At 37.2% G+C, this 25,118-nt stretch carries 22 protein-coding genes and 1 riboswitch; of the genes, 15 read left to right on the top strand and 7 right to left on the bottom strand.

Features of this window, described 5'->3' with window-relative positions; all coding sequences use genetic code 11:
* Window positions 1–88 precede the first annotated feature (88 nt).
* Window positions 89–1,177, top strand: a complete 1,089-nt coding sequence (locus A4G16_RS05800) for a 5-methyltetrahydropteroyltriglutamate--homocysteine S-methyltransferase (protein WP_165889092.1) — start codon at window positions 89–91, stop codon at window positions 1,175–1,177.
* 69 nt (window positions 1,178–1,246) lie between these two features.
* Here the strand turns inward: A4G16_RS05800 and metC are convergent, their stop codons facing one another.
* The 3 genes from metC to nhaB all read right to left on the bottom strand — a co-directional run bounded on the left by metC (window position 1,247) and on the right by nhaB (window position 4,670).
* On the bottom strand, window positions 1,247–2,437 hold the full coding sequence (gene metC, locus A4G16_RS05795; protein ID WP_165889091.1) for a cystathionine beta-lyase: 1,191 nt from the start codon (window positions 2,435–2,437) through the stop codon (window positions 1,247–1,249).
* A gap of 88 nt (window positions 2,438–2,525) precedes the next feature.
* Complete coding sequence (gene dsbB / locus A4G16_RS05790; protein WP_165889090.1) at window positions 2,526–3,065, bottom strand: disulfide bond formation protein DsbB; 540 nt, start codon at window positions 3,063–3,065, stop codon at window positions 2,526–2,528.
* Between the two features lie 63 nt (window positions 3,066–3,128).
* Window positions 3,129–4,670, bottom strand: coding sequence for a sodium/proton antiporter NhaB (nhaB, locus tag A4G16_RS05785; protein ID WP_165889089.1), 1,542 nt, complete (start codon window positions 4,668–4,670; stop codon window positions 3,129–3,131).
* A 162-nt stretch (window positions 4,671–4,832) separates the two neighbouring features.
* Here nhaB and fadR point away from each other — a divergent pair, with 162 nt between their 5' ends.
* Window positions 4,833–5,558 (top strand): fatty acid metabolism transcriptional regulator FadR, encoded by a 726-nt coding sequence (gene fadR, locus A4G16_RS05780; protein ID WP_165889088.1) that lies wholly within the window; start codon window positions 4,833–4,835, stop codon window positions 5,556–5,558.
* A gap of 11 nt (window positions 5,559–5,569) precedes the next feature.
* Window positions 5,570–6,640 carry a PhoH family protein gene (locus A4G16_RS05775; protein WP_165889087.1) on the top strand — a complete coding sequence of 357 codons (1,071 nt, stop codon included), beginning with the start codon at window positions 5,570–5,572 and terminating at the stop codon, window positions 6,638–6,640.
* Between the two features lie 97 nt (window positions 6,641–6,737).
* Here the strand turns inward: A4G16_RS05775 and tkt are convergent, their stop codons facing one another.
* Window positions 6,738–8,744 (bottom strand): transketolase, encoded by a 2,007-nt coding sequence (tkt, locus tag A4G16_RS05770; RefSeq protein WP_165889086.1) that lies wholly within the window; start codon window positions 8,742–8,744, stop codon window positions 6,738–6,740.
* A gap of 382 nt (window positions 8,745–9,126) precedes the next feature.
* On the opposite strand from tkt, the gene rpmE reads away from it, so the two are divergent.
* The 8 genes from rpmE (at window position 9,127) to ilvY (ending at window position 15,974) form a co-directional block, all read left to right on the top strand.
* Window positions 9,127–9,339 (top strand): 50S ribosomal protein L31, encoded by a 213-nt coding sequence (gene rpmE, locus A4G16_RS05765; RefSeq protein ID WP_027074319.1) that lies wholly within the window; start codon window positions 9,127–9,129, stop codon window positions 9,337–9,339.
* Window positions 9,340–9,400: 61 nt separating this feature from the next.
* Window positions 9,401–9,958, top strand: coding sequence for a GTP pyrophosphokinase (locus A4G16_RS05760; RefSeq protein ID WP_165889085.1), 558 nt, complete (start codon window positions 9,401–9,403; stop codon window positions 9,956–9,958).
* A gap of 22 nt (window positions 9,959–9,980) precedes the next feature.
* Window positions 9,981–11,147 carry a glycosyltransferase gene (locus A4G16_RS05755; RefSeq protein WP_165889084.1) on the top strand — a complete coding sequence of 389 codons (1,167 nt, stop codon included), beginning with the start codon at window positions 9,981–9,983 and terminating at the stop codon, window positions 11,145–11,147.
* Entirely contained in the window at window positions 11,134–12,282 is a 1,149-nt protein-coding gene (locus tag A4G16_RS05750) for a glycosyltransferase family 4 protein (protein ID WP_165889083.1), read from the top strand. Before A4G16_RS05755 ends, A4G16_RS05750 begins: the two co-directional genes overlap by 14 nt.
* Before the next feature lie 6 nt (window positions 12,283–12,288).
* A complete protein-coding gene (locus A4G16_RS05745) occupies window positions 12,289–12,963 on the top strand; it encodes a glycosyltransferase family 25 protein (protein WP_165889082.1) in 675 nt (224 codons plus the stop codon).
* A 20-nt stretch (window positions 12,964–12,983) separates the two neighbouring features.
* Window positions 12,984–14,051: a glycosyltransferase family 9 protein gene (locus A4G16_RS05740; RefSeq protein ID WP_165889081.1), complete on the top strand. Its 1,068-nt coding sequence runs from the start codon at window positions 12,984–12,986 to the stop codon at window positions 14,049–14,051.
* Window positions 14,048–15,079: a glycosyltransferase family 9 protein gene (locus A4G16_RS05735; RefSeq protein ID WP_165889080.1), complete on the top strand. Its 1,032-nt coding sequence runs from the start codon at window positions 14,048–14,050 to the stop codon at window positions 15,077–15,079. The genes A4G16_RS05740 and A4G16_RS05735 overlap by 4 nt, the downstream gene beginning before the upstream one ends.
* A 4-nt stretch (window positions 15,080–15,083) precedes the next feature.
* Window positions 15,084–15,974: an HTH-type transcriptional activator IlvY gene (ilvY, locus tag A4G16_RS05730; RefSeq protein WP_042801096.1), complete on the top strand. Its 891-nt coding sequence runs from the start codon at window positions 15,084–15,086 to the stop codon at window positions 15,972–15,974.
* A 105-nt stretch (window positions 15,975–16,079) separates the two neighbouring features.
* Here ilvY and lon read toward each other — a convergent pair whose 3' ends face one another.
* The gene (gene lon / locus A4G16_RS05725; protein WP_165889079.1) at window positions 16,080–18,482 is read right to left on the bottom strand and encodes an endopeptidase La; all 2,403 of its coding nucleotides are present in this window, start codon (window positions 18,480–18,482) and stop codon (window positions 16,080–16,082) included.
* A gap of 210 nt (window positions 18,483–18,692) precedes the next feature.
* Window positions 18,693–18,818, top strand: a riboswitch (FMN riboswitch).
* A gap of 190 nt (window positions 18,819–19,008) precedes the next feature.
* On the opposite strand from lon, the gene ribD reads away from it, so the two are divergent.
* From ribD to ribH, 4 genes are all read left to right on the top strand, one after another.
* Window positions 19,009–20,106 carry a bifunctional diaminohydroxyphosphoribosylaminopyrimidine deaminase/5-amino-6-(5-phosphoribosylamino)uracil reductase RibD gene (gene ribD / locus A4G16_RS05720; RefSeq protein WP_165889078.1) on the top strand — a complete coding sequence of 366 codons (1,098 nt, stop codon included), beginning with the start codon at window positions 19,009–19,011 and terminating at the stop codon, window positions 20,104–20,106.
* A gap of 28 nt (window positions 20,107–20,134) precedes the next feature.
* Window positions 20,135–20,782, top strand: coding sequence for a riboflavin synthase (gene ribE, locus A4G16_RS05715; protein ID WP_165889077.1), 648 nt, complete (start codon window positions 20,135–20,137; stop codon window positions 20,780–20,782).
* A gap of 18 nt (window positions 20,783–20,800) precedes the next feature.
* Entirely contained in the window at window positions 20,801–22,000 is a 1,200-nt protein-coding gene (locus A4G16_RS05710; RefSeq protein WP_165889076.1) for a bifunctional 3,4-dihydroxy-2-butanone-4-phosphate synthase/GTP cyclohydrolase II, read from the top strand.
* A gap of 109 nt (window positions 22,001–22,109) precedes the next feature.
* On the top strand, window positions 22,110–22,574 hold the full coding sequence (gene ribH / locus A4G16_RS05705; protein ID WP_027074330.1) for a 6,7-dimethyl-8-ribityllumazine synthase: 465 nt from the start codon (window positions 22,110–22,112) through the stop codon (window positions 22,572–22,574).
* A gap of 60 nt (window positions 22,575–22,634) precedes the next feature.
* On the opposite strand, the gene lnt is transcribed toward ribH, so the two are convergent.
* Both lnt and corC read right to left on the bottom strand, forming a co-directional pair.
* Window positions 22,635–24,143, bottom strand: coding sequence for an apolipoprotein N-acyltransferase (gene lnt, locus A4G16_RS05700; protein WP_165889075.1), 1,509 nt, complete (start codon window positions 24,141–24,143; stop codon window positions 22,635–22,637).
* 56 nt (window positions 24,144–24,199) lie between these two features.
* On the bottom strand, window positions 24,200–25,099 hold the full coding sequence (gene corC, locus A4G16_RS05695; protein ID WP_165889074.1) for a CNNM family magnesium/cobalt transport protein CorC: 900 nt from the start codon (window positions 25,097–25,099) through the stop codon (window positions 24,200–24,202).
* Window positions 25,100–25,118 lie beyond the last annotated feature (19 nt).

The raw sequence follows: 25,118 nt of genomic DNA, 5'->3' as shown, positions 1-25,118 counted from the left end.
AACTTAGTTTGAGGAATTTATCTTGTTCATCCAGCTTAATTCACTTAGGATAAAAACATCATATTAACGTACATTAATTAGGAAGATTATGGCAAACAAAACATTACCTTTCCACGCGGATACCGTGGGTTCATATTTGCGTTCAGATGCTTGGAAAAAAGCACATTCAGATTACAAATCAGGTCAAATTTCCCTTGAAGAGCGTGATGAAATTGTAGAAGCAGAAGTAAAAAAATTAGTGCAAGCTCAACTAGATGCAGGAATTCAAGTGGTAACAGACGGTGAGTACCATCGTTCTTGGTGGCATATTGATTTCTTAGAAAATCTGAATGGCATTGAGGGCTATGTGCCGGAAAAAGCTTATGCTTTTAAAGGCGTTGAAGTTCGCCCATATAATACTCGTTGTTGTGGCAAAGTTTCTTGGAATCCAAGCCATCCGTTTATCGAGCATTTCAAAAAATTCAATGCAATTGTTGGCGGTCGTGCAGTAGCAAAATTTACGATTCCAAGCCCGAACCAGTTAATGTATCCGATTCAATGGGACCATGGTATTTATGCGACGCGTGAGGAATTTGCTAAAGATGTACAGCAAGCTTATAAAGAGGCGATTAAAGCCTTTTATGAAGCGGGGTGTCGCTATTTACAGATTGATGATGTTTATTGGGGATCCTTATGTAATAACTTTGAGCAACCGACATTTGAAGCAGATAAAGCTCAGGCAGTGGCAAATATTCAAGCTATTCTGGCAGATAAGCCGGCAGACATGACTATTACTACCCATGTTTGCCGTGGTAACTATAAATCCTCCTATTTATTAACAGGGGCTTACGATCCAATTGCGGATGGTTTATTCGGTCAAACCAATTATGATGGCTATTTCTTAGAATATGATGATGAGCGTTCAGGCGGATTTGAACCGTTAAAGCATTTTGCCAATAATAAAGGGCGCGTAGTATTAGGCTTAATCAGCTCTAAATTCCCCGAGTTGGAAGATAAAGAGCAGATCAAAGCCCGCATTCAAGAGGCTGCAAAATATGTACCGTTAGAACAGCTTTGTTTAAGCCCACAATGCGGTTTTGCTTCGACGGAAGAGGGTAATATTATGTCCGAAGCTCAGCAATGGGCAAAAGTTCGCCACGTTGAAGAAATTGCTAAAGAAGTTTGGGGCGAAGATTAACTTCTTTATAGTTATAAAAAAGTAAAAATGCCCGATAAAATCGGGCATTTTTTATAAGTGTTTCACAAGCTATTTGATTCGTTCAAACCCTTGTGCTAAATCCTCAATTAAATCTTCCACCGCTTCCAGACCTACGTGAATACGAATTAATGTACCGGTTAATTTGCGATTAATTGCTGGGCGGATACGAGCGATTTCTTCCGGTTGGTTGGCTAAAATTAAGGATTCAAATCCGCCCCAGGAGTATGCCATTGAAAATAACTCAAAATGTTCTAAGAATTGAGCTAGTTTTTCGTTGGATAGCTTTTCGTAAAGTTCAAAGGAAAATAGACCGCTTGAGCCTAGGAAATCACGTTGAAAGAACTCGTGTCCGGGGCAACTAGAGAGGGCAGGATGATAAACGGCTTTAACTTCCGGCCGTTCTGCCAACCATTTCGCAATCACAATGCTGCTTTGTTCGTGCTGTTTTAAGCGGATGCCTAAAGTGCGTAGCCCGCGTGCTGTAGTATAGGCGGAATCAGCATCCACCATTTGCCCCATTAGATAGGAGCCCTCTCGTAGTTGATCCCAGCAGCGCGCATTCGCAACTGCTGTACCAATCATCACATCGGAATGGCCGACTAAATATTTGGTTCCAGCTTGGATAGAAATATCAATATCATATTTTAAAGCAGGAAATAGCACGCCAGCAGACCACGTATTATCGATAATAATGATAATATCGGGGTTCACTTCTCGTGCAACTCTGACTAAGCTAGGAATATCGGGTATTTCCATTGTCAATGAACTCGGTGATTCTAAAAACAATACTTTAGTATTAGGCTGTATCAAATTACGTAAATTCTCACCGATCATTGGATCATAGAATGTAGTAGAGATCCCCATTCGCTTTAATACGACATTACAAAAATCTTGAGTTGGTTCGTAGGCAGCACCAGTCATTAAGATGTTATCGCCTTGTGAAACGAACGCTAAAATAGCATTCGTTACTGCAGCAGCTCCGCAAGGATAGAGGTAGCAACCCGCGCCACCTTCTAATTCGCACATTGCTTCTTGCAATGAAAAATGAGTTAGTGTGCCACGGCGACCATAAAATAATGCCCCCTTATAGCGGTTTTGAGTAGCTGTTTTTTTATCTGCAAGAGTATCAAAAACTAATGAGGAAGCACGTTGAATTACACTATTAACAGCTCCTTGGGTATAGCGTTTTTTACGTCCTGTATGTACAAGTTTGGTGGAAAGATTTTTATAGTTTGACATTATATTTCCTTATAGGATTGTTCTTATAAAATAGACAAGCGGTAAGATTTTGCAAAATTTTTACAAAATCTTACCGCTTGTAAAATGATTAACGGAACATAAAATGTTGTTTTTGCTGGCTACGTTTGAACTGGCTCACCAAGGAGAGTGCTGCTAAAACAAGATAGATTGCAAAGGTAAAAATAAGCCATTGTGCCATTGAAAATCCTAGCATTTCCCATTGGCTTTGGCTGCAATTCACTGGGCCTGGAGCAAAAACATCCGGTAGCCATTTATCAAGGGGTAATGTTTGAGGAAAATCCACTTTAAATTCACATTGATTCCAAGGTGATGGATTCACTTGATAATCGTGGTGTTTGAGTGAAAGGGTAAATCCTTTTAATGCACTACCAAGCCAAATAAGAATAGCTAGCCAACGAAGAATTGCGTAACGGTTGCCGATAAAACCTAAAATACCGGCAAATAGAATGCCAAATAAAGTAACCCGTTCATAAATACACATTACACAAGGAACAAGCCCCATACCATGTTGGAAATAAAGGGCAACACCTTCAAGCAAAATGCAACTTAATGTCAGTAAAAACCAAGCATTGCGTGAAAGGGACAGATTTTTAAAGTAATGGAGCATAGCGTGTTCCTCGTTTTATAAAGCTAAAGCATTCTACCTGATTTAAGGTAGATTATCTACCTTCTAGCGTATTACTATCCACCCCCAATTGAGCATCATCTCTGTTAATGATGGAAGCAAGAATTCCAATGATAAGAATCCAATAATTGACAGAACGATAGTATAAGGTAATGCCATATAAACCATTCTACCGTAGGAGAGTTTAATTAACGGCGCAAACGAGGAAGTCAGCAAGAATAAGAAGGCAGCCTGACCGTTTGGTGTTGCTACAGAAGGTAAGTTTGTTCCTGTATTAATTGCAACAGCAATTAAATCGAACTGTTCTCGGCTGATGATGCTTGAATCTAATGCTGTTTTTGCCTCATTGATATAAACTGTACCAACAAACACGTTATCGGAAATCATAGAGAGTAAACCGTTAAAGATATAGAACAGTGAGAGTTGCGAATGTGGTTCAGCGGATAAGACAAAGCTAATAATTGGTTCGAATAATTTTAAGTCAATAATGACAGCAACTACAGAGAAGAATACAATAAGCAATGCGGTAAAAGGCATGGATTCTTGGAATGCTTTACCTAGAGTGTGTTCGTCAGTAATACCACAGAATGCAGTGCAGATAATAATAATAGTTAAACCAATAATGCCTACATCGGCAAGATGTAGTGCTAAACCAATAATCAACCACACTCCGGCAATTGCTTGAACTAACATCTTAAAGCGATCTTGCTTAGACATTTTTTGCTCTTTTAGCTGATTGTAACGAGCAAGAACTACCCAAACTTTGCGTGGTAATCTGTCGCCATAGCCGAATATTTTATATTTCTCAACAATAAAACAAGTAGCTGCGCCACAAATTAAAACAGGTAAACTAACAGGTAAAACGCGTAGTAAAAACTCTATAAATCCCCATTCTGCTTGGGAGGCAATAATCAGATTTTGTGGCTCGCCAACCATTGTCATAACCCCACCTAAGGCTGACCCTACCCCAGCATGCATTAATAAACTTCTTAGGAAACCTCTAAATTGCTCCAAAATTTCTTTGTTGGTGAGGATTTTTTCATCATTAGTAATATCGGTAGAGTCTTCAAAACTGTTACCTGAGGCGACTTTATGATAGACCCCATAGAAGCCTGTTCCTACACTGATAATCACCGCAATAACGGTTAAAGCATCTAAGAATGCTGATAAGAAGGCTGCACTTAAGCAGAAAGCAAGCGATAGGATTTTCTTGGAGTGAATTGCAACTAATAATTTTGTAAAAATATAAAGCAGAAGTTGCTTCATAAAATAGATACCGGCAACCATGAACATTAAGAGCAAGATTACATCAAAGTTACTTATAATTTCTTCCTTTATGTGGTGTGGGGAAGTCATGCCGATAACAACAGCCTCAATGGCTAACAATCCGCCCGGTTGTAAGGGGTAGCATTTTAATGCCATGGCTAGTGTAAAAATAAATTCTGCAACGAGAAACCAGCCGGCAGCAAAGGGGCTGATAAATAAATAGATGAGAGGGTTAATGACTAAAAAAGCCAAAATACACAGTTTGTACCATTCTGGGCTTTTACCTAAAAAACTTTTAAAAAGAGTATCAATATGACTCATGTAAAACCTCAAAAATTGTAAATCGATATTGCATTGTAATCTAGTTTAGATTAAAGGATAATAGCCATATTAGATTTTTTAGTTATATAATTGATTCTAGATAAAGAATAGTTAAATTTTAGATTTAAACATAATTTTGTTATGTTCTTTTGGATGTTATCTATGGATAAAAACGATATTTTAAGGGCTCAAAGCCCGGCCGCACTGGCAGAAGAATACATTGTAAAAAGTATCTGGAGTAACCATTTCCCGGCAGGCTCTGATTTGCCTGCTGAGCGAGATTTGGCAGAGCGTATAGGGGTTACAAGAACAACATTACGTGAGGTTTTACAGCGCTTAGCTCGTGAAGGTTGGCTGAATATTCAGCATGGTAAACCAACAAGAGTAAATGATATATGGGAAACAGCCGGACCTAATATTATTGGTACTATCATTAAATTAGATAAAAATTATTTACCAGTTATTATTGCAAATGTCGTATCTTTGCGTACACGTATGGCTGAGGCTTATATCCCTGAAGCTGTCTTGTATGAACCTGAAGAGTGTATCAAATTATTTTCTGAGTTAGAGTGTTTAGAAAATACGGCCCAAGCTTATGCCGAATTTGATTACGCTTTATTTAGGCAATTTACCTTTTTAGCCAATAAGCCTGTTTATGCATTGATTTTAAACAGTTTTAAATCAATGTATCATCAAGTGGCAAAAATCTTCTTTACTGATGAAAATAACCGTCACTTAACTCTTAGTTTTTATCGTACATTGCTAGCAGCTTGTATTGCAAAAGATCATGAAAAAGCCGCCGCTTGTATGGCAAAAAATCGTCAGTCAAGCAGTGAAATTTGGAAAAAACTCTCAGTGAATATCCCAGAGAGTTTTGGTAAGCTTTAAAAGGTATCATTTTGAACGAAATTATATTTAGCTTAGAACCACAAGATAACGCACGTTTGCAGTCTTTATGTGGAGCGTTTGATGAGCATCTGGCATTAATTGAAAAAAGTTTTAATCTGATTATTGCGCGTCAAGGATTTAACTTCACCGTGCAATCGGCAGATGAAAACCATTATTCGGCAACCTTGATTCAAAACAGCGTAAAACTAATCAAGCAGCTTTATAATGAAACTGCCCCTATTAAAGGCAAAATTAAAGAACTTGATTTAGAAGATGTGCATCTTGCTATTCAAGAAAGCCGAATGTTATTGCAAAATCAGTGGCAATCCAGCATACAAGGTGAGATATCAATTAAGACTAAACGAGGTGTTATTAAGCCGCGAGGTGAGCATCAACAAGCCTATCTGCGTAATATTTTAAGCCATGATATTAGTTTTGGTATTGGACCTGCCGGTACAGGTAAAACATTTTTAGCGGTGGCTGCTGCGGTGGAGTCGTTGGAACGACAAGAAATTCGACGTATTTTGCTGACCCGTCCAGCGGTTGAGGCTGGCGAGAAATTAGGTTTCTTGCCCGGTGATTTAGGGCAAAAAATCGAACCTTATTTACGTCCGTTATATGATGCTCTGTTTGAAATGCTGGGTTTTGAAAAAGCACAAAAGCTGATGGAACGAGGCGTAATTGAAATTGCTCCACTTGCTTATATGCGTGGGCGAACGTTAAATGATGCTTTTATTATTTTAGATGAAAGCCAAAATACTACGACCGAGCAGATGAAAATGTTCTTAACCCGTATTGGCTTTAATTCAAAGGCGGTAATTACGGGCGATGTTACTCAAGTAGATTTACCTCGTAGCCAAAAATCCGGATTAAAACACGCAATGGAGGTGTTGAAAGATGTGCCGGAACTGAGCTTTAATTTCTTCGATAGCAAAGATATTGTTCGCCATCCAGTGGTGGCTAAAATTGTACAAGCCTATGATGCTTGGGAAGCGATTGATGAAGAAAGAAGAGAACAACGAAAGTTAGAAAAACTTGCTCTTGAGCAAGAGAAAATTCTAGCACAAGCAGAAACTTTATAATCCAAGCGGTCATATTTACAAATTTTTTTGCAAATATGACCGCTTGTAAACAACAAAAAAGCGGGAATTAAGTTCCCGCTTTTATTTTATAACTGAATTATAAAATTTCTTTTGCTTTAGCTACCACGTTTTCAACAGTGAAGCCGAAAAGTTTGAATAGCTGGTCAGCAGGTGCTGATTCACCAAAGCTATTCATACCAACAATACGACCTTCAAAGCCAACATATTTGTACCAGAAATCAGATAGCTGAGCTTCAATTGCAACGCGTTTGGTTACTGAACGAGGTAATACTGATTCACGATAAGCTTCATCTTGTTTGTCGAACACGTTGGTGCTTGGCATTGAAACAACACGTACTTTCACACCTTCAGAGGCTAATACATCTGCTGCTTTCATTGCTAAATCAACTTCTGAACCTGTTGCGATGAGGATTAAATCCGGGCAACCACCTTTTTCACAACATTCACGTAAGATATAACCACCGCGAGCGATGTTGGTTAATTGCTCAGCATTTCGCTCTTGTTGAGCCAAGTTTTGACGGGTAAAGATTAATGCACTTGGACCATCTTTACGCTCAACCGCTGCTTTCCAAGCAACCGCTGACTCCACTTGGTCTGCTGGGCGCCATGTTTCTAAGTTTGGAATAAAGCGTAATGAAGCCGTTTGTTCTACAGGTTGGTGTGTTGGACCATCCTCTCCTAAACCGATAGAGTCATGAGTATAGACAAATAATGCACGTTGTTTCATTAATGCCGCCATACGAACTGCATTGTGAGCGTATTCATAGAACATTAAGAATGTTGCACCGTAAGGAATGAAACCACCGTGTAAAGCAATACCGTTCATAATAGCTGACATACCAAACTCACGCACACCATAGTTGATGTAGTTACCATCTACATTGTGATCGGCACGGATTGGTTTTGACCCAGACCACAATGTTAAGTTTGAGCTTGCTAAGTCTGCTGAACCACCTAAGAATTCAGGTAAGATGTGAGCGTAAGCTTCAATTGCATTTTGTGATGCTTTACGACTTGCGATAGTTGCCGGATTTGCCTGTAATTTTTCAATAAATGCTTTGCTTTCTGCTTCCCAATTTGCCGGTAATTCACCTGCAGTACGGCGTTTGAATTCTGCTGCTAATTCAGGATAGGCGACTTCATAGGCTGCAAATTTTGCATTCCAATCTTTCTCAGCTAAAGTGCCTTTACCTTTTGCATCCCACTCTGAATAGATATCTGCCGGGATTTCAAATGGTGCGTGTTCCCAACCTAAGAATTCACGAGAAGCTTGAATTTCTGCATCACCTAATGGTGCTCCGTGGCAATCATGAGATGCTGATTTATTTGGTGAGCCATACCCGATAATTGTTTTACAAATAATTAAGGTTGGGCGCTCTTTTTCTGCTTGCGCATTCTCAATTGCAAATTTGATTTGTTCAGGGTTATGACCATCTACATTACGGATAACTTGCCAGCCATAAGACTCAAAGCGTTGTGCAGTATCATCAGTGAACCAACCATCAACGTGACCATCAATTGAAATATTGTTGTCATCATAAAATGCAATTAATTTGCCTAAACCTAATGTACCGGCTAATGAGCATGCTTCATGAGATACCCCTTCCATTAAACAGCCATCACCTAAGAATGCGTAGGTATAGTGGTTTACAATTTCATGACCTTCGCGGTTAAATTGTGCAGCAAGTGTTTTTTCTGCAATAGCCATACCTACTGCATTGGTAATCCCCTGACCTAAAGGACCAGTTGTTGTTTCAACACCCGGAGCATAGCCATATTCAGGGTGGCCTGGAGTTTTAGAGTGTAATTGACGGAATTGTTTTAAATCTTCAATAGAAAGATCATAGCCAGTTAAATGAAGTAAGCTATAAATTAGCATTGAACCATGGCCGTTTGATAGAACGAAACGGTCGCGATCTGCCCATTTAGGATTAGTCGGGTTATGTTTTAAAAAATCACGCCATAAAACTTCAGCAATATCAGCCATACCCATTGGTGCACCAGGGTGCCCGGAGTTAGCTTTTTGTACTGCATCCATACTTAAAAAACGAATTGCATTTGCAAGTTTTTTACGTTCTGCCATGTGTTTACTCCTAGTAAAGAATGTTGTATATAAATGTGAGAAAATTGGTCCGTTGATTCTAACCAGTTTTTAAGAAAAACTCAAAAAATCTAAATATAAAAAATGTGATCTATCTCACAAAAATGTGATTATATGATGATTTATTGTGATTGTTTTTGATTTTTTTGTCATAGGATTTACTGTTTTAATTTTAAGAGAATGACTTTCTAATCTTTATAACAGTTGTATTTAATGGTTGATCTCGGCTACAAATTTATCTAGAATATGCACTCTTTTTAGGCGTTGAGCAAATGCTCAATTTTTATTAATCACATATGGTACCTATCAGCGGTAGAGAGTCTAACAAGATAGGTGGCGATATGGCTTCTTATGAGGTTCCCCAATGAAACAAAATATTCATCCAGAATATAAAGAAATTACTGCAACATGTTCTTGCGGTAATGTAGTTAAAACCCGCTCAACAGTAGGTAAAGATTTAAACTTAGACGTATGTGGTAACTGCCACCCGTTCTACACTGGTAAACAACGTGTTGTTGACACCGGTGGTCGTGTTGAACGCTTTAACAAACGTTTCAGCATCCCAAGCACAAAATAATTTAATTATTGCAAACCCCGCAAATGCGGGGTTTTGTCTATTTAAAATTGGTTGATTAGATATGTTAGCAAAAGTTGAGAAATTAATTGATGAAATTAATAAAGTACATTTAGCTTTTTCACTAGATTATTTTGAATCCGGTAAAATTGAAAAAGTAAATCTCAAACATACACTAGCCAAAGTTCCTGTAGAACATATTTTAGCGTATCGACTAAATTTACACGAATCTATTAATGACTATTTATACCGTGCTGATTTATATGATACCCATTATTTTTATCGAGTAAAAACTTCAGAGTCTATTCTTTATAAAATTGAACGGTTTAATCAACGTAGCGAAGGTTATCCTGTAAATAGTATTTTAAATGATATATTTGGTGCAAGAATGATTGTTGATAGTGAAACTATTCAACAAGTAATGGATAATTTAGATGAATGGAAAGAAAAGTATGGTTTGAAAAATTGGTATTTACGAGATAAAGAAGAATATATTGGTATTCATATTTATTTTAAAAATGCGAGCAACTTTTATTACCCTTGGGAATTACAAGTTTGGGATAAGAAAGATGCGGAGAGAAATATTCAAAGCCATATTAAACATAAGCGTAATTTTATATAATTATTACAATTAAGGAATGTAAGTGAAAATATTATTTTTACATAAGTGGTTAATTATGGGGGGGATAGAAAGGATTCTAGTAAACTATCTATCAATATTGCAAGATGAAAAAAATCTCCATATAGATATACTTATTGATTATGATAAAGAAAATAATGTATTTCATCGATTAATTCCAAGTGGTATGAGTGTTGATTATTTGTTTAATAATCACTACTGTTCATATAAAGAAAATTTATATGCTGAAAGAAATAAAAATTGGCTAAAAAAGATTAAATACAAATTCTTTAATTTTAAAGAGAAAATGGTTAAACGGAAAAGTTTGATGGATTATATCTCAAAAGGAAAGTATGATATTATAATTAATTTTAGTAACCATTTTGATTCTTATATCATTTTTGAAGAATTGACGTGCCCCGTGATTAGATGGCAGCATTTGGCAATAGATAATAATATCAGAGAAAAAGATATAAATATTTTAAATAAATACCATAAGGTTATTACAATTTGTGAGGATATGAAAAAGCAGTTAATTGATTTTATACCCTCTGATAAAATAGAAGTTTTATTTAATCCAATAGAAGTGAATAAAGTACTTAAACTATCTAATGAGAGCATTCCAGTTGAATATGAATTTGGTTATTTAGTACAAGTCGCCAGATTGGATAAAATAAAAAGACATTCAGATTTGATTACTATTTTTAGTCGGTTGGCTAATAGTGGTAGAAAAGAGAAATTATTAATTATTGGTGGTGGACCAGAATTCCATAATTTAAAAAATTTAATTAATGACTTAAGTTTGCAAGAAAGTTGTTATTTACTAGGTGAAATAGAAAATCCATATCCTTACATAAAAAATGCCAAGCTATTTCTTCACACCTCAGAAAGAGAAGGTTTACCTACGGTATTACTTGAAAGTATAATTTTAAATACTCCAGTAGTAGCAATGGACTGTCCAACAGGACCAAGAGAAATTTTAGATAATGGAAGATGTGGTGAGCTTGTTGAAATGGGAAATAAAGAGGAATTTATTTACAAAACTCTAGTATTACTAGAGGAACAAGAGAAAATCAATTATTATAAAAATAATATGAATATTCATATTAAAAAATTTAGTGAGTTTGAAATCAAAAGAAAATTTCTATCACTTATTTATCAGATGACAGGAATTAATAATGAAAAAATTTAAAGTAGCACTACTTATTAATGAATATTTTGGAGCTTTAGGTACAGGGTTTGGTGGATATGGTTTTTTAGCGCGTAGATTGATTGCTAAATACTTGAATAATGATAATGTACAAGTTGATGTTCTACTAAAAACCACATCAAGAAATTTTGGTATGTTTGCTAGAAAGCATAATGTTGATGGCGTCAATGTCTATGAGATACCTAAAAAAGAATGGTTTGCAAAAAGATGGTTAAAAAGTCAAAATTACGATGCTTACTTAAGCATTGAGACTACTTTTGATCTACCTATAATGATTGAGCCAAATAAAGAGAAAAAATTAATTTTTTGGATTCAAGACCCTAGACCATTAAGTGATTGGGATGAAATTAATACAGTAAAACTGTTTCCTGAGCCCTGCTATTATGATCAAAAGGCCTATGATAATGTACATCAACTTTATAAGGAAAATAGAATCAAATTTGTATCTCAAGGATATTTTTTAAATGATAAAGCTAAAGAACTCTATCGCTTAGATGACGATGTAGAGATTACTTATTTGCCAAATCCGATTGAAATTGATGAGCAATTTGATGTAACTACTTATCCTAAAAAAGACATTATTATTTTCTTAGGGCGTATTGAATCAGTTAAGAGGGGTTGGTTATTCTGTGAGATAGCTAAAAAATGCCCTGAATATAATTTTTATATGTTAGGGCAAACATTCTATGATGCAGAGAGAAATTCCGAAATTATCAATCAATATAAGAATGTTCCAAATTTACATTTTGTTGGCCACGTAGATGGTGAAGTAAAAGATCAGTATCTAAAAGATGCAAAGATTTTAATTAATACCTCTATTCACGAAGCATTACCGATTTCATTTTTGGAAGCGTTATCTTATGGAACTTTATTAGTTAGTAATCAGAATCCTGAAAATTTAACAGCTAAATTTGGTGTGGATGTTGGTACTGTTTTAGGTGATGGATTTGAATCCGTTTCACTTTATGTAAATGCTGTCAGAGAGATAATGCGGAATGATGAGAAACGTACTAAATTGGTATTAGAGGCGGTAGAATATATTAAAGAAGTTCATAATATGCCTAAATTTATTGCTGATATGACACGTATATTATCGCAAACTGTTAATAAGGACTAATTTATTATGAATAATTTCCCCCCTATTTTTATCATCAGTTTAAAAAATTCTTCACGCAGAAAAGAAATCTCGGAAAGACTAAATAGCTTAGGGTTAGAGTTTCAATTTTTTGACGCAGTATATGGTAAAGAGCTTACACAAGAACAGCTCAACCAAGTTGATTTTGAATTCTATCCGCAAAAGTATGCGGCAAGAAAGCCATTGACATTGGGAGAAATAGGTTGTGCATTAAGCCATATAAAAATGTATGAGTATATTGTCGATAATAATATTCCAGAAGCAATTATTTTGGAAGATGATGCGATAGTATCTCTTTATTTTAAGCAAATTTTAGCGGATGTATTAAAAAAAGTACCATATCGTAGAGAAATTATTTTTTTCGATCACGGTAAGGCAAAAGCATTTCCATTTATGAAAAATTTAGTAGAGCGTTATCGCCTAGCAAGATATTTAAAGCCTTCAAAAAACTCTAAACGTTCTATTATTAGAACGACTGCTTATTTAATTACTCAAGAAGGAGCTAAGAAATTACTTAAATTTGCTTATCCAGTTCGCTTGCCATCTGATTTTTTAACTGGTTTGCTACAAATGACAAATATTCACGCTTATGGTGTAGAACCTGCTTGTGTTTTTGGTGGGCATATTTCAGAAATTGATGAGATTGAGAATAGATATAAATAAACTGATTGGTATTCAGCGTAATGAAAATCTTCAAGAAATTAATTCTTTCTTTATTGGAAAAACGCCATATTCTGGATGATAAAGTTTTACATTCTGCAGTAATTAACTCTATTCTCATTCGTCCTCTTGGCTGGGCGATCGGTGATGCTGTAGTTCATACGGCACATATCAATCAGCTTAGGAAACTTTATCCTAATGCAAAAATTGGAGTAGTGGTTGCCTCTGGTAATAAAATAATCTATGAGCATTCTCAATTGGTTGATTGTTATATTTATAGGAACCTAGTAGATTATATTAGAAATTATAAAAAATGGGATTTAGTTATTGATTTTGAAAATAATTTTAATACATCTTCTCTACTAATGGACAGGATTATTAATCCTGAATATATTGCAATTTTTAGAAAGTATCATAAAAATCATTACAATTTGGATAATGTTAAAAATTATAATTTCTATTATCCACAAGAAGCTAGTGAGAAATTAAGTAATTATTTATTAAACTCAGGATTTAATCTTAATAATAGTTTATCTATTGAATATAGTATTTTAAAAACTCAGTCAGAACATGATGATAAAGTATCAGATATATGGAAATCGGGTAAATACAGATTGCTATTATGTCCTTATGGCAGTAAACGTAAGATTCCTGCCAATGAATTAGTGGTATTACTTAATCAGTCTATTATAGAAAAGGCTGAAGAAATAGATATTATTTTAAGTTATACAGAATTATCTCAAGAGTATTATCAAGAGCTTAAACAAAATTGTCCGAATTTAAATATTCGATTATCGCCTAAGATGTCATTAAGTGAATATTTATCTTTGGTTGCCAGTGCAGATTTTGTGATTGCTGTTGATGGTGGTGCATTGCATATTGCATGTGCATTTCAAAAACCATTATTAAGTTTTTTTGCTAAAAGTATGCCGAATATGGGAACGTGGGAGCCATTACTTTTGCCAAGTACGCCTCATTTTAAAGTTTTAACTAAAAATGATGTAGGGACAAATTCTAATTTGACTGAAAATTTTGAACTTTCCAAAGCAATTAACTGGCTTAAACATTATTTGGAAGAAAATTGTGTATGAAAATAAAATTATTTTTACAAAAAATTCGCCTGTTTCTGGGGAAATATATCCTTGATCGAAAAAGTGATTATAAATCCCTTTTAATATCACCTGAAAAAATTCTTTTTTTACGACAGGATGGAAAAATAGGAGATTATATTGTTAGCTCATTTGTTTTTCGTGAGTTAAAAAAGCAAAAGAATGATTTAACAATAGGAATTGTTTGCACAAAAAAAGATGCTTATTTATACAAGAAAAATCCATATATTGATCATATTTACTATGTAAAAAAACGTAATATATTAGATTATATAAAATGTGGAATAAGTTTAAGCAAAGAAAAATATGATATTGTGGTTGATCCGACAGTTTTAATAAGAAACAGAGATCTTTTGCTTTTACGGTTGATTAATGCTAAGTATTATATTGGTTACCAGAAAGAGAGTTATCAGCTTTTTAATATAAATATTAAAACTCCTCAGCATTTTTCTGAAGTATATAAAACTGCACTAGAAATGGTAGGGTTTAAAGTTGATGATGATAGCTATGACATACCATTCGATCAAACATCACAAGATGAAATAATGACATATTTGGATAAGAATGAAATTAGAAATTATATTGCAATTAATTTTTTTGGGGCCGCTAATTCAAGAAAAATTAGTTACGATAATATAATAAGATATATTGAATATCTAAAAAAAATTATACCAAGTAAACCTCTAATATTACTTAGTTATCCCGATGTTTTTGAGGAATTAAGCTCAATATCAAAAAAATATCAAGGTGTTTATGTACCACCAACAAAGACTATTTTTAATACTATTGAGTTAATTAGGACTGCAGAAGTTATTATTTCACCTGATACAGCAACGGTGCATATTGCATCCGGTCTGAATAAAAAAATAATTGCTCTTTATGGAGATGGTATAGAAAATTTTACTCATTGGAGACCATTAAATAAATCAGAAACCCATATTTTGTTTTATAAGGAAAATATCAATGAAATTTCTCCTGAACAAATAAAGCCGGAATGGTTAGTGGATTAAAAACATGGAATTCCAAAGCCTTAAACTTTTCCTAGACATCGCCCAAACTCGTAGTTTTATCCGCAGTGCGGAGAAAAACTATATGACGGCTTCCACACTCACTCGCCATATTCAGCGAATGGAGGAGGAGTTGGGACAGCCGTTGTTTCTACGGGATAATCGCCAAGTGCATTTAACGGAAGCAGGCGAAAAATTTCTGGAATTTGCTAAACAAAGCTGGACAGAATGGCAGCAGCTTCAACATCAACTTTCACCAACTCAAGGGGAGTTAGAAGGTGAGTTGAAAGTATTTTGTTCAGTAACCGCTGCCTATAGTCATCTACCTCAGATTTTGTCACGTTTTCGCCAAGTTCATCCCAAGGTAGAAATTAAATTGAGTACGGGTGACCCAGCTCAGGCAGTGCATGAAGTGCAATCATTATCAGCAGATATTTCTGTTGCAGGTAAGCCGGCGTTTTTACCAAATAACATAGTTTTTCATTATATTGATGATATTAAGCTCTCAATTATTGCTCCTCGCGTAGCCTGTGCAGCAACGCAAATTTTGCAGCAGTCACCGATAGATTGGAAAAATGTTCCCTTTATTTTGCCGGTTAATGGACCGGTAAGAAAACGTATTGATCGTTGGTTTAAAGAACAGAAAATTAAAGAACCTAGAATTTATGCTACGGTCAGTGGGCATGAAGCCATAGTGCCAATGGTAGCTCTTGGCTTTGGAGTAGCTTTGCTGCCTGATGTAGTGATTAAACATAGCCCGATGAATAATCAGGTTTCTTATTTGAATTTACCTTCCCCAATTACACCTTTTGAATTGGGTATTTGTGTTCAACAAAAACGCCTTCAAGAACCGATTATTGCCGCCTTTTGGGCGTTATTACCGCATATTACAGACTAAAACAAGCGGTCATTTTTCTCTGATTTTTTGCAAAATCTTAAAGAAAAATGACCGCTTGTTGTTTTGTTGCAATAGGACAGTTTTGTCTGCCCTAATATTTTATGATTATTGAACCACTGCTTTAGCCCGTGATTTTTTCACTTTGATTTGTGCTTTTGGCATCACGTCAATTCCCATTGGTGGGTTTTCAAGGGCGATTGCCAGCACTTCATCAATAGTTTCGACCGCATGAATATTCAGGGCTGCTTTAGCGTTTTCCGGAATTTCCTCTAAGTCTTTTTCATTCTCTTTCGGAATAATCACGGTAGTAATACCGCCACGGTGTGCTGCAAGTAATTTCTCTTTGAGTCCGCCGATTGGAAGTACTTTTCCACGTAGGCTGATTTCTCCTGTCATCGCGACTTCTTTACGAACAGGGTTACCGGTAAGGCTCGAAATAAGTGCAGTACACATTGCGATGCCGGCACTTGGGCCATCTTTTGGTGTAGCACCATCCGGCACGTGAACGTGAATATCACGTTTCTCGTAGAAGTCTTCCGCAATACCTAATTTTTCTGCTCTGGCTCGTACTACCATCATTGCCGCTTGGATAGATTCTTTCATTACATCGCCTAGTGAGCCGGTGTAAGAGAATTTGCCTTTACCGGTTACTGATGTAGTTTCAATAGTTAATAAATCTCCACCTACTTCTGTCCAAGCTAGCCCTGTCACCTCACCAATACGGTTTTGACTGTCCATTTTGCCGTAATCAAAGCGTTTGACACCTAAATAGTCTTCGATATTATGCTCAGAGACCGTAATAGATTTCAGTTTTTTATCCAACACTAGTGCTTTTACGGCTTTACGGCAGATTTTAGCAATTTCACGCTCAAGCCCACGTACGCCGGCTTCACGGGTGTAGTAGCGGATAATGCTTAAAATTGCACTGTCTTCAACCACTAATTCACCTTCTTTTAAGCCATTATTTTCCTGCTGTTTCGCCAATAAGTGATCACGGGCAATGTGCATTTTTTCATCTTCGGTATAACCTGAAAGGCGAATAACTTCCATACGATCTAATAATGCCGGTGGAATATTCATAGAGTTCGAAGTTGCCACGAACATAACATCCGATAAATCGTAGTCTACTTCCAAATAGTGATCGTTAAAGGCTTTGTTTTGCTCTGGGTCTAATACTTCCAGTAAGGCAGAGGCAGGGTCGCCACGCATGTCTTGAGCCATTTTGTCGATTTCATCTAACAAGAATAGCGGATTACGCACGCCTACTTTTGCCATTTTCATCATTAATTGCCCCGGCATTGAGCCAATGTAGGTACGGCGATGGCCACGGATCTCCGCTTCATCACGTACACCACCTAATGCCATACGCACATATTTACGTCCTGTTGCATTGGCAATGGATTGACCTAATGAAGTTTTTCCCACGCCCGGTGGGCCAACTAAGCAAAGAATAGGTCCTTTTAATTTGTTTAAACGGCTTTGCACTGCAAGGTATTCGACAATGCGTTCTTTCACACGTTCTAAACCGTAGTGATCTTTATCTAAAACTGCTTGGGCTTTGGCTAAATCTTTTTTGACGGCCGATTTTGTATGCCAAGGCATTTGTAAAATCCAGTCAATATAGCCACGCACCACGGTTGCTTCAGAAGAACTTTGTGGCATTGCTTTAAGCTTTCTAAATTCAGCATCAAGCTTTTCTTTGACTTCGGTTGGTAATTTTGCCGCATCAATTTTTTCTTTAAGCTTATCTAACTCACTCTGCTCGACATCATCTCCATTGCCTAGCTCTTTTTGGATCGCTTTGATTTGTTCATTAAGGTAGTAATCACGTTGGTTTTTTTCCATTTGCTGCTTAACGCGGTTACGGATACGGGTTTCAGTTTCAAGTGTATCCATCTCCGTTGCCATCGCAATTAACAGTGCATCAAAACGAGCAATCAGATTTGCTTCTTCCAAAAGTTCCTGTTTTTTCTTCACAGGGGCAATTAGATTAGAGGCAATAGTATCTGCCAAGCGGTCTTCAAGTGCGATTCTTTGCAATTTAGGCAAAATTTCAGCCGGAATTTTCTTATTATTTTTAACGTAATTTTCAAATTCCGCGAGAGTAGTTTTAGCAATAGTTTTTAACTCTTCATTTTCTTCATCATATTCAGAGTTGATAGGTTGAACTTCCGCCCAAAAGCCTTTTTCGTCATCATGAATCTGTTCAATTTTGGCACGACTTTGCCCTTCTACCAATACTTTTACCGTACCGTCTGGTAAGTTAAGCATTTGAATGATATTGGCAACCACCCCAACGTTATACATATCTTCGCTATTAGGGTCTTCTTTATTCGGATCTTGCTGAGTAACTAAAAACAGTTGTTTATTTGAATCCATCGCCGAGCGTAGGGCTTGAATTGATTTTTCACGTCCTACAAATAACGGCATAACCATATAAGGGAAGACCACCACATCACGTAACGGAAGTAGTGGTAATTCAATTGTTTTCTTTTTTCTTGGTGCCATAAATTTGCTCTCTTTATCTCACAAAAATGTAATTTACCCATTATGAGGACGAATTTACGAAAAACAAGGGAAAATTTGATTTAAATTAAAAAAACTCAATGCGATCAAGATCATATTATTTTTCGATTTAATCAATCGTTAAAAACTTACTAAAGTAGTCAAATTCTTACTTGACATCACAAGCGAATGAAAGCAGAATTCTTGGCAAATTTTTATCTTCAGGGCAGGGTGAAATTCCCGATCGGCGGTAAAGTCCGCGAGCAAAACGAAAAAGGTTTGGCAGGAACCGGTGAAACTCCGGTACCGACAGTATAGTCTGGATGGAAGAAGAGTCAAAAATCGTAAAAAATACCGTACAAGCGGTTGTTTTTTGCGTCTTTTTTGCAAGCCTTGAGATCGTATGATTTCAAGGCTTTATTATTTTAAATTAAGTTGGCATTTGCAAAATTTTAAAGAAATTTGACCGCTTGTATTTAAAGTAATCTTTCATCACGCCCTTAATTTCTGACTTAATCCGCTAAAAACCATGACTGATGCTCAATATATGGCTTATGCCATCGAACTTGCAAAAAAAGCTCGAGGCTGGACAAATCCGAATCCTCTAGTCGGCTGTGTGATTGTTAAAAACGGCAAAATCGTCGCTGAGGGGTACCATGAAAAATATGGCCAATGGCATGCTGAACGTAATGCCATTTTAAATTCTCAGCAAGATCTAACAGGTGCAACGGCTTATGTCACTTTAGAGCCTTGTTGCCATCATGGAAAAACGCCTCCGTGTTCAGATTTATTAATTGAACGTGGTATTCAAAAAATCTTTATCGGATCTCGCGATCCAAATCCGCTGGTTTCCGGTAATGGGGCTATGCAGTTGAAAGCTTCAGGCATTGAGGTTGTGGAAGATTTTATGCGGGCTGAATGTGATGAATTGAATCCAATCTTCTTCCACTACATCCAAACTAAGCTCCCTTATGTGCTGCTGAAATATGCGATGACAGCGGATGGTAAAATTGCGACTAGCACAGGGGAATCGAAATGGATTACAGGCGAGTTAGCTCGGGCAAAAGTGCAAGAAACCCGCCATCAGTATAGTTCGATTATGGTTGGAGTCGAAACGGTTTTAGCAGATGACCCAATGCTCAACAGCCGAATGCCGAATGCGAAACAGCCGGTGAGAATTGTGTGTGATAGTCAACTACGTACACCACTTAATTGCAAGTTGGTACAAACGGCAAAAGAGTACCGCACTATTATTGCTACGCTAAATGATAATAAAGTTGCGCATGAGCCTTACCTGCGGTTGGGCGTGGAGGTGATAGTTATCGAAGCTGAGAACAAGCGGGTAAATTTGCCGAAACTTTTGCAAAAATTAGGCGAAATGCAAATTGACAGTTTATTAATTGAAGGTGGTTCCAGCCTGAATTTTAGTGCGTTAAAAGCCGGTTGTGTAAACAGAATACATTGCTATATTGCGCCCAAATTAGTCGGAGGCAAGACCGCAAAAACACCCGTTGGTGGGGAAGGGATTGGTGAGTTATCCCAAGCCGTGGAATTAACGCTGAAATCAACCGAGCTGATTGGTGAAGATATTTTGTTGGATTATCAGGTAAGTTCCTCTTTTAGATAAGAGGAGCGTAGAATGGGGAAAATAATTAATGTTCACAGGAATTATTGAGGAAGTAGGCAGTATCGCCCAAATTAAAAAACAGGGCGAGTTTGCAGTTGTAACAATAAAGGCAAAAAAAATTCTAAAAGATGTACACTTGGGAGATAGCATTGCGGTAAATGGGATTTGTTTGACGGTGACTTCTTTTACAACAGAACAATTTACCGCAGATGTGATGTCTGAAACGCTTAAGCGAACTTCGTTAGGAGAGTTAGGCATTAATAGTCCCGTCAATCTTGAACGTGCTATGGCAGCTAACGGACGTTTTGGTGGACATATTGTGTCAGGACACATTGATGGCACTGGCAAAGTTACGGAGATTACTCCGGCAGATAATGCTACCTGGTATCGTATTCAAACCTCGCCAAAATTAATGCGCTATATTATCGAAAAAGGCTCAATTACTATTGATGGTATTAGTTTAACGGTGGTGGATACCGATGAAGAGTCATTTCGTGTCTCGATTATTCCGCACACTATTCAAGAAACCAATCTTGGCACTAAAAAAGTCGGCAGTTTGGTGAATTTAGAAAATGATATTGTAGGCAAATATATTGAACAGTTTTTATTAAAAAAAGAAGTGGAAAAACCGGCGAGTAAATTGACGGTCGATTTTCTGAAAAATGCAGGTTTTTAAAATTAGAAAGGATTAACAATGTTTAAATTTTCCCCTGTAGAAGAGGCAATTAAAGCCATTCGAGAAGGCAAAATTATTTTAGTAAGCGATGATGCGGACCGTGAAAATGAGGGTGATTTTATCTGTGCGGCAGAATTTGCTACACCGGAGAATATCAATTTTATGGCAACTTATGGTAAAGGGTTGATTTGTACGCCAATTTCCGAAGAACTTGCTGGAAAACTGAATTTTCATCCTATGGTGGCGATAAACCAAGATAACCATCAAACTGCTTTTAGCGTGTCGATTGACCATGTAGAGACCAGTACGGGTATTTCTGCTTTTGAACGCTCTTTGACCTGTCTGAAAATGTTAGATGATAATGCGAAAGCAGACGATTTTCGTCGCCCGGGGCATATTTTCCCATTAGTAGCTAAGAAAGGCGGGGTATTAGTGCGTAATGGTCATACCGAGGCAACTGTGGATTTAGCCCGTCTTGCGGGCTTAAAGCCTGCTGGCTTATGTTGCGAAATTATGGCAGAAGACGGCACAATGATGCAGATGCCGGAATTACAAGCATTCGCACAAAAGCATAATATGCCGTTTATTACTATTCAGCAATTACAGGAATACCGCAGAAAATATGACAGTCTGGTAGATGTGGTTTCTGTGGTAAAAATGCCAACTAAATTTGGTGAATTTAAAGCCCATAGCTTTGTAGAAACTATCTCAGGCAAAGAGCACGTTGCTTTAGTAAAAGGTGAGATTGGCGATGGTGAGAATGTGTTATGTCGTATTCATTCAGAGTGTTTAACAGGCGATGCGTTTGGTTCACAACGCTGCGACTGTGGGCAGCAATTTGCTGCAGCAATGAACCAAGTTGAAGCTGAAGGGCGTGGTGTAGTACTTTATCTTCGCCAAGAAGGACGAGGTATTGGCTTAATTAACAAACTGCGTGCGTATGAATTGCAAGATCAAGGGATGGATACAGTTGAAGCGAATCTAGCCTTAGGTTTTAAAGATGATGAACGTGAATATTACATTGCCGCTCAAATGTTTGAGAAATTAGGGGTGAAATCTATCCGTTTATTAACTAATAATCCAGCTAAAATTGAAGGCTTAGTTGAGCAAGGACTGAATGTGGTTGCCCGTGAGCCGATTATGGTTGAACCAAACGAACATGATTTGGAATATTTAAAAGTTAAACAGCATAAAATGCGACATATGTTTAATTTCTAATATAGGTAGGGAATTATCATTTGCCCAATAATTTCCCTAAGAGATAGGGCGAAAAATGTTTCGGGCCTACAGTATTATCAATTTATTTTTCAAAGAAGGAAAACAAAAAATGGCAACATTTCAAGGTAACTACATTGCAAGCGGATTAAAATTCGGTATTGTGGCAACTAACTGGCACAAAATATTTATTGACCAATTGCTAAACGGCGCAACCGACAAATTACTTCGTCACGGTGTAGAAGCAGAAAACATCGACACTGTTTGGGTACCTGGGGCATTGGAAATCTCGATTGCAGCGAAAAAAATGGCACAAAGCGGTCGTTACGATGCAATTATCTGTTTAGGTGCTGTGGTGCGTGGTGCAACCAGTCACTATGATGTAGTGGTAAATGAATCAGCAAAAGGTATCAGCACCTCTGCTCTGGAAACCGGAGTACCGATTATCAACGGCATTTTAACCGTAGAAAATTTAGAGCAAGCGATTGAGCGTTCAGGTACTAAGGCCGGTAATAAAGGCGAAGAGTGTGCAATGGTTGCGATTGAAATGGCTAACCTATTAAAAGCATTAGGCTAAGATAAAAATTAAATCCCCTTAGAAGAAAATGCTAAGGGGATTTGTTATCTCTAGTGAAGGTTATTTTCGTCTAAAGACAAACCCTAATAGGATACACAAGGCACTTAGTCCATAAATCAGCCAATTGCCGAATTGTTTGAATGGTGTATCGCTTTGAGTCGGATGAATGGTGGCAGTGAGTACACTAGCCGTGAACTGCGGAAGTTGATGAACAACTTTTCCATTTGCGTCCACAATTGCGGTGATACCTGTATTAGCCGCACGCAGAAGTGGTTTGCCCAGTTCTAATGCACGCATTCTTGCCATTTGCAAATGTTGCCAAGGCCCGATAGATGAGCCAAACCAAGCATCATTAGTAATGGTTAGCAAGTAATCGGCATTCTGGCTTTTTTGGTTTTTCTGTACCTGATCACCAAAAATGATTTCATAGCAAATCGCCATATTAAATCGATTGCTTTTGGCTAAAATCGGGCTTTGAATAAAGCTACCTTGAGATAAATTAATTGGCAGAATAAATACATCTCGCATCCAATCCAGTATTGAACCGAACGGCACATATTCGCCAAACGGCACAAGGTGATGTTTATTGTAGCGGTTCTCTGTTGCTAAAGAGTAAGGTTTTTCCGCGTCTCCCAATAGTACGGCGCTATTAAATAAATCTTCTCCGGTATTTTGGTAGAGTGTGCCGATAACCACCTCACTGCCACTTTGGGTGGCAGCTTGATCTAATGAGGCAAGAATAGATGTAATCTGATTTTCAAGGGCTGGAATGGCAGATTCCGGCAGTACAATGACCTCACTTTTTCCCAGCAGAGGCGTAATTAATTGTTTATAAGTATTTACGCTGTGGCTGAAATGTTCCGGATTCCACTTTATTTTTTGCTTAATATTTCCTTGCACAAGGCTGACAACAAGCGGTTGTTTTTCTTTGTCAATTTGCACAAAGTTAATAAAGCGAGTTGCAAAACTGAGAGAAAAAATGACCGCTAGTACTGTTAATGTCGGCACGCCTTTAACCTCTTTTTTTAGTAGTAGGACTAAATAAGCGCTGGTAGCCATGACCAAAAAGGTCAAGCCTTCCACGCCCAGTATAGGGGCGATGCCGGCAAATGGACTGTCGATAAGACTATAACCGAATTGTAGCCAAGGGAAGCCTGTGAATACGACACCACGTAGATATTCGGTGAAGGTGAAAATTGCCGCTAACGCAAAAGGTTGGGTAAGTTTGCTCTTATGCGAGATTACACTAAATAACAAATTGTACAGGGCTAAATAACAGGCAAGTAGGAATACAGCAATATAGCTTACGATAGTTGGTACGCCACCAAATTGTGTCATGCTCACGGAAACCCAGCTTACACCGGCACAAAAATAACCAACAGACCAACTCAATGTTGACCATAGTGCAGCTTTACGATTTGATAACGTTGCAGCCCAAATTAAGCCCGAAGCAGAAATAAAAGCAACAGGCCAAATGTCAAAAGGGGAGTAAGCAAATGTGCCACTTGCTCCAAAGAATAAGGCAAGCAAGCAAGCGGTTAAAATTTGGGGATTTTTTGCAAAATTCATAGGTTCTTCGAAATAATAACGGCACGTCTAAACGTGCCTGAAGTTATATTAAAAACTTATTCTTCTTCTGATTGAGTATGTTGTTCCATTTTTTCCAACTGCTCATCAGATAAGGTTACTCTCAACTGAATAAGCTGGCGACTGTTGGCGGAGGTGACTTTAAAACTCAATCCATCTAATTCAATCTGCTCATCTCGTTTGGGGAAATAGCCGAACGCTTTCATTACTAATCCGCCAATGGTATCTGCCTCTTCATCATTAAAATTAGTAGCGAAGAAGTCGTTAAATTTTTTAATATCTGTTAACGGTAAAATAGCATAGGTATGCCTTGAAAGTTGGCGGATAGGTTTTACTTCCTCTTCGTCAAATTCATCGTCAATATCACCAACAATTTGTTCAAGAATATCTTCAATTGTTACCAAGCCAGAAACTGCACCAAACTCATCCACTACGACTGCCATGTGAAAACGCTCAGAGCGGAATTCTTTTAACATTCGATCCACCCGTTTACTTTCCGGCACAATCACCGCAGGGCGTAGAATTTCCGCTAGATTGAACGGTTCGGAATCGGTACGGAGATATTTCAGTAAATCCTTAGAATGGAGAATGCCTTCAATTGTATCTTTTTCGCCACGAATGACAGGAAAACGAGAGTGTGCTGTTTCGATAATTAAATCAAGGCAAGCGTCAAGAGGTTCGTTAGCATCAATAAAAGCAATTTGAGCTCGGGGAATCATAATATCGCGAACGCGCAATTCTGAAATTTCCATTACGCCTTCGATCATCTCTTTAGTATCGCTGTCAATTAGCTCGTTTTCGACTGAGTCTCTGATGACTTCTACTAAATCTTCACGATTTTTGGGCTCATTTTGAAAAAGCCCGCTAAATAAGCTATGTAAAATGGATTTTTTCTCTGATTTTTCCGTTGTATTTACACTTTGCTGTTCATCACTCATAGTTTTTTTCCGTTAGAAT

Source organism: Mannheimia granulomatis, assembly GCF_011455695.1.
Taxonomy (GTDB): domain Bacteria; phylum Pseudomonadota; class Gammaproteobacteria; order Enterobacterales; family Pasteurellaceae; genus Mannheimia; species Mannheimia granulomatis_A.
This window is presented reverse-complemented; position numbering and strand designations above follow the sequence as displayed.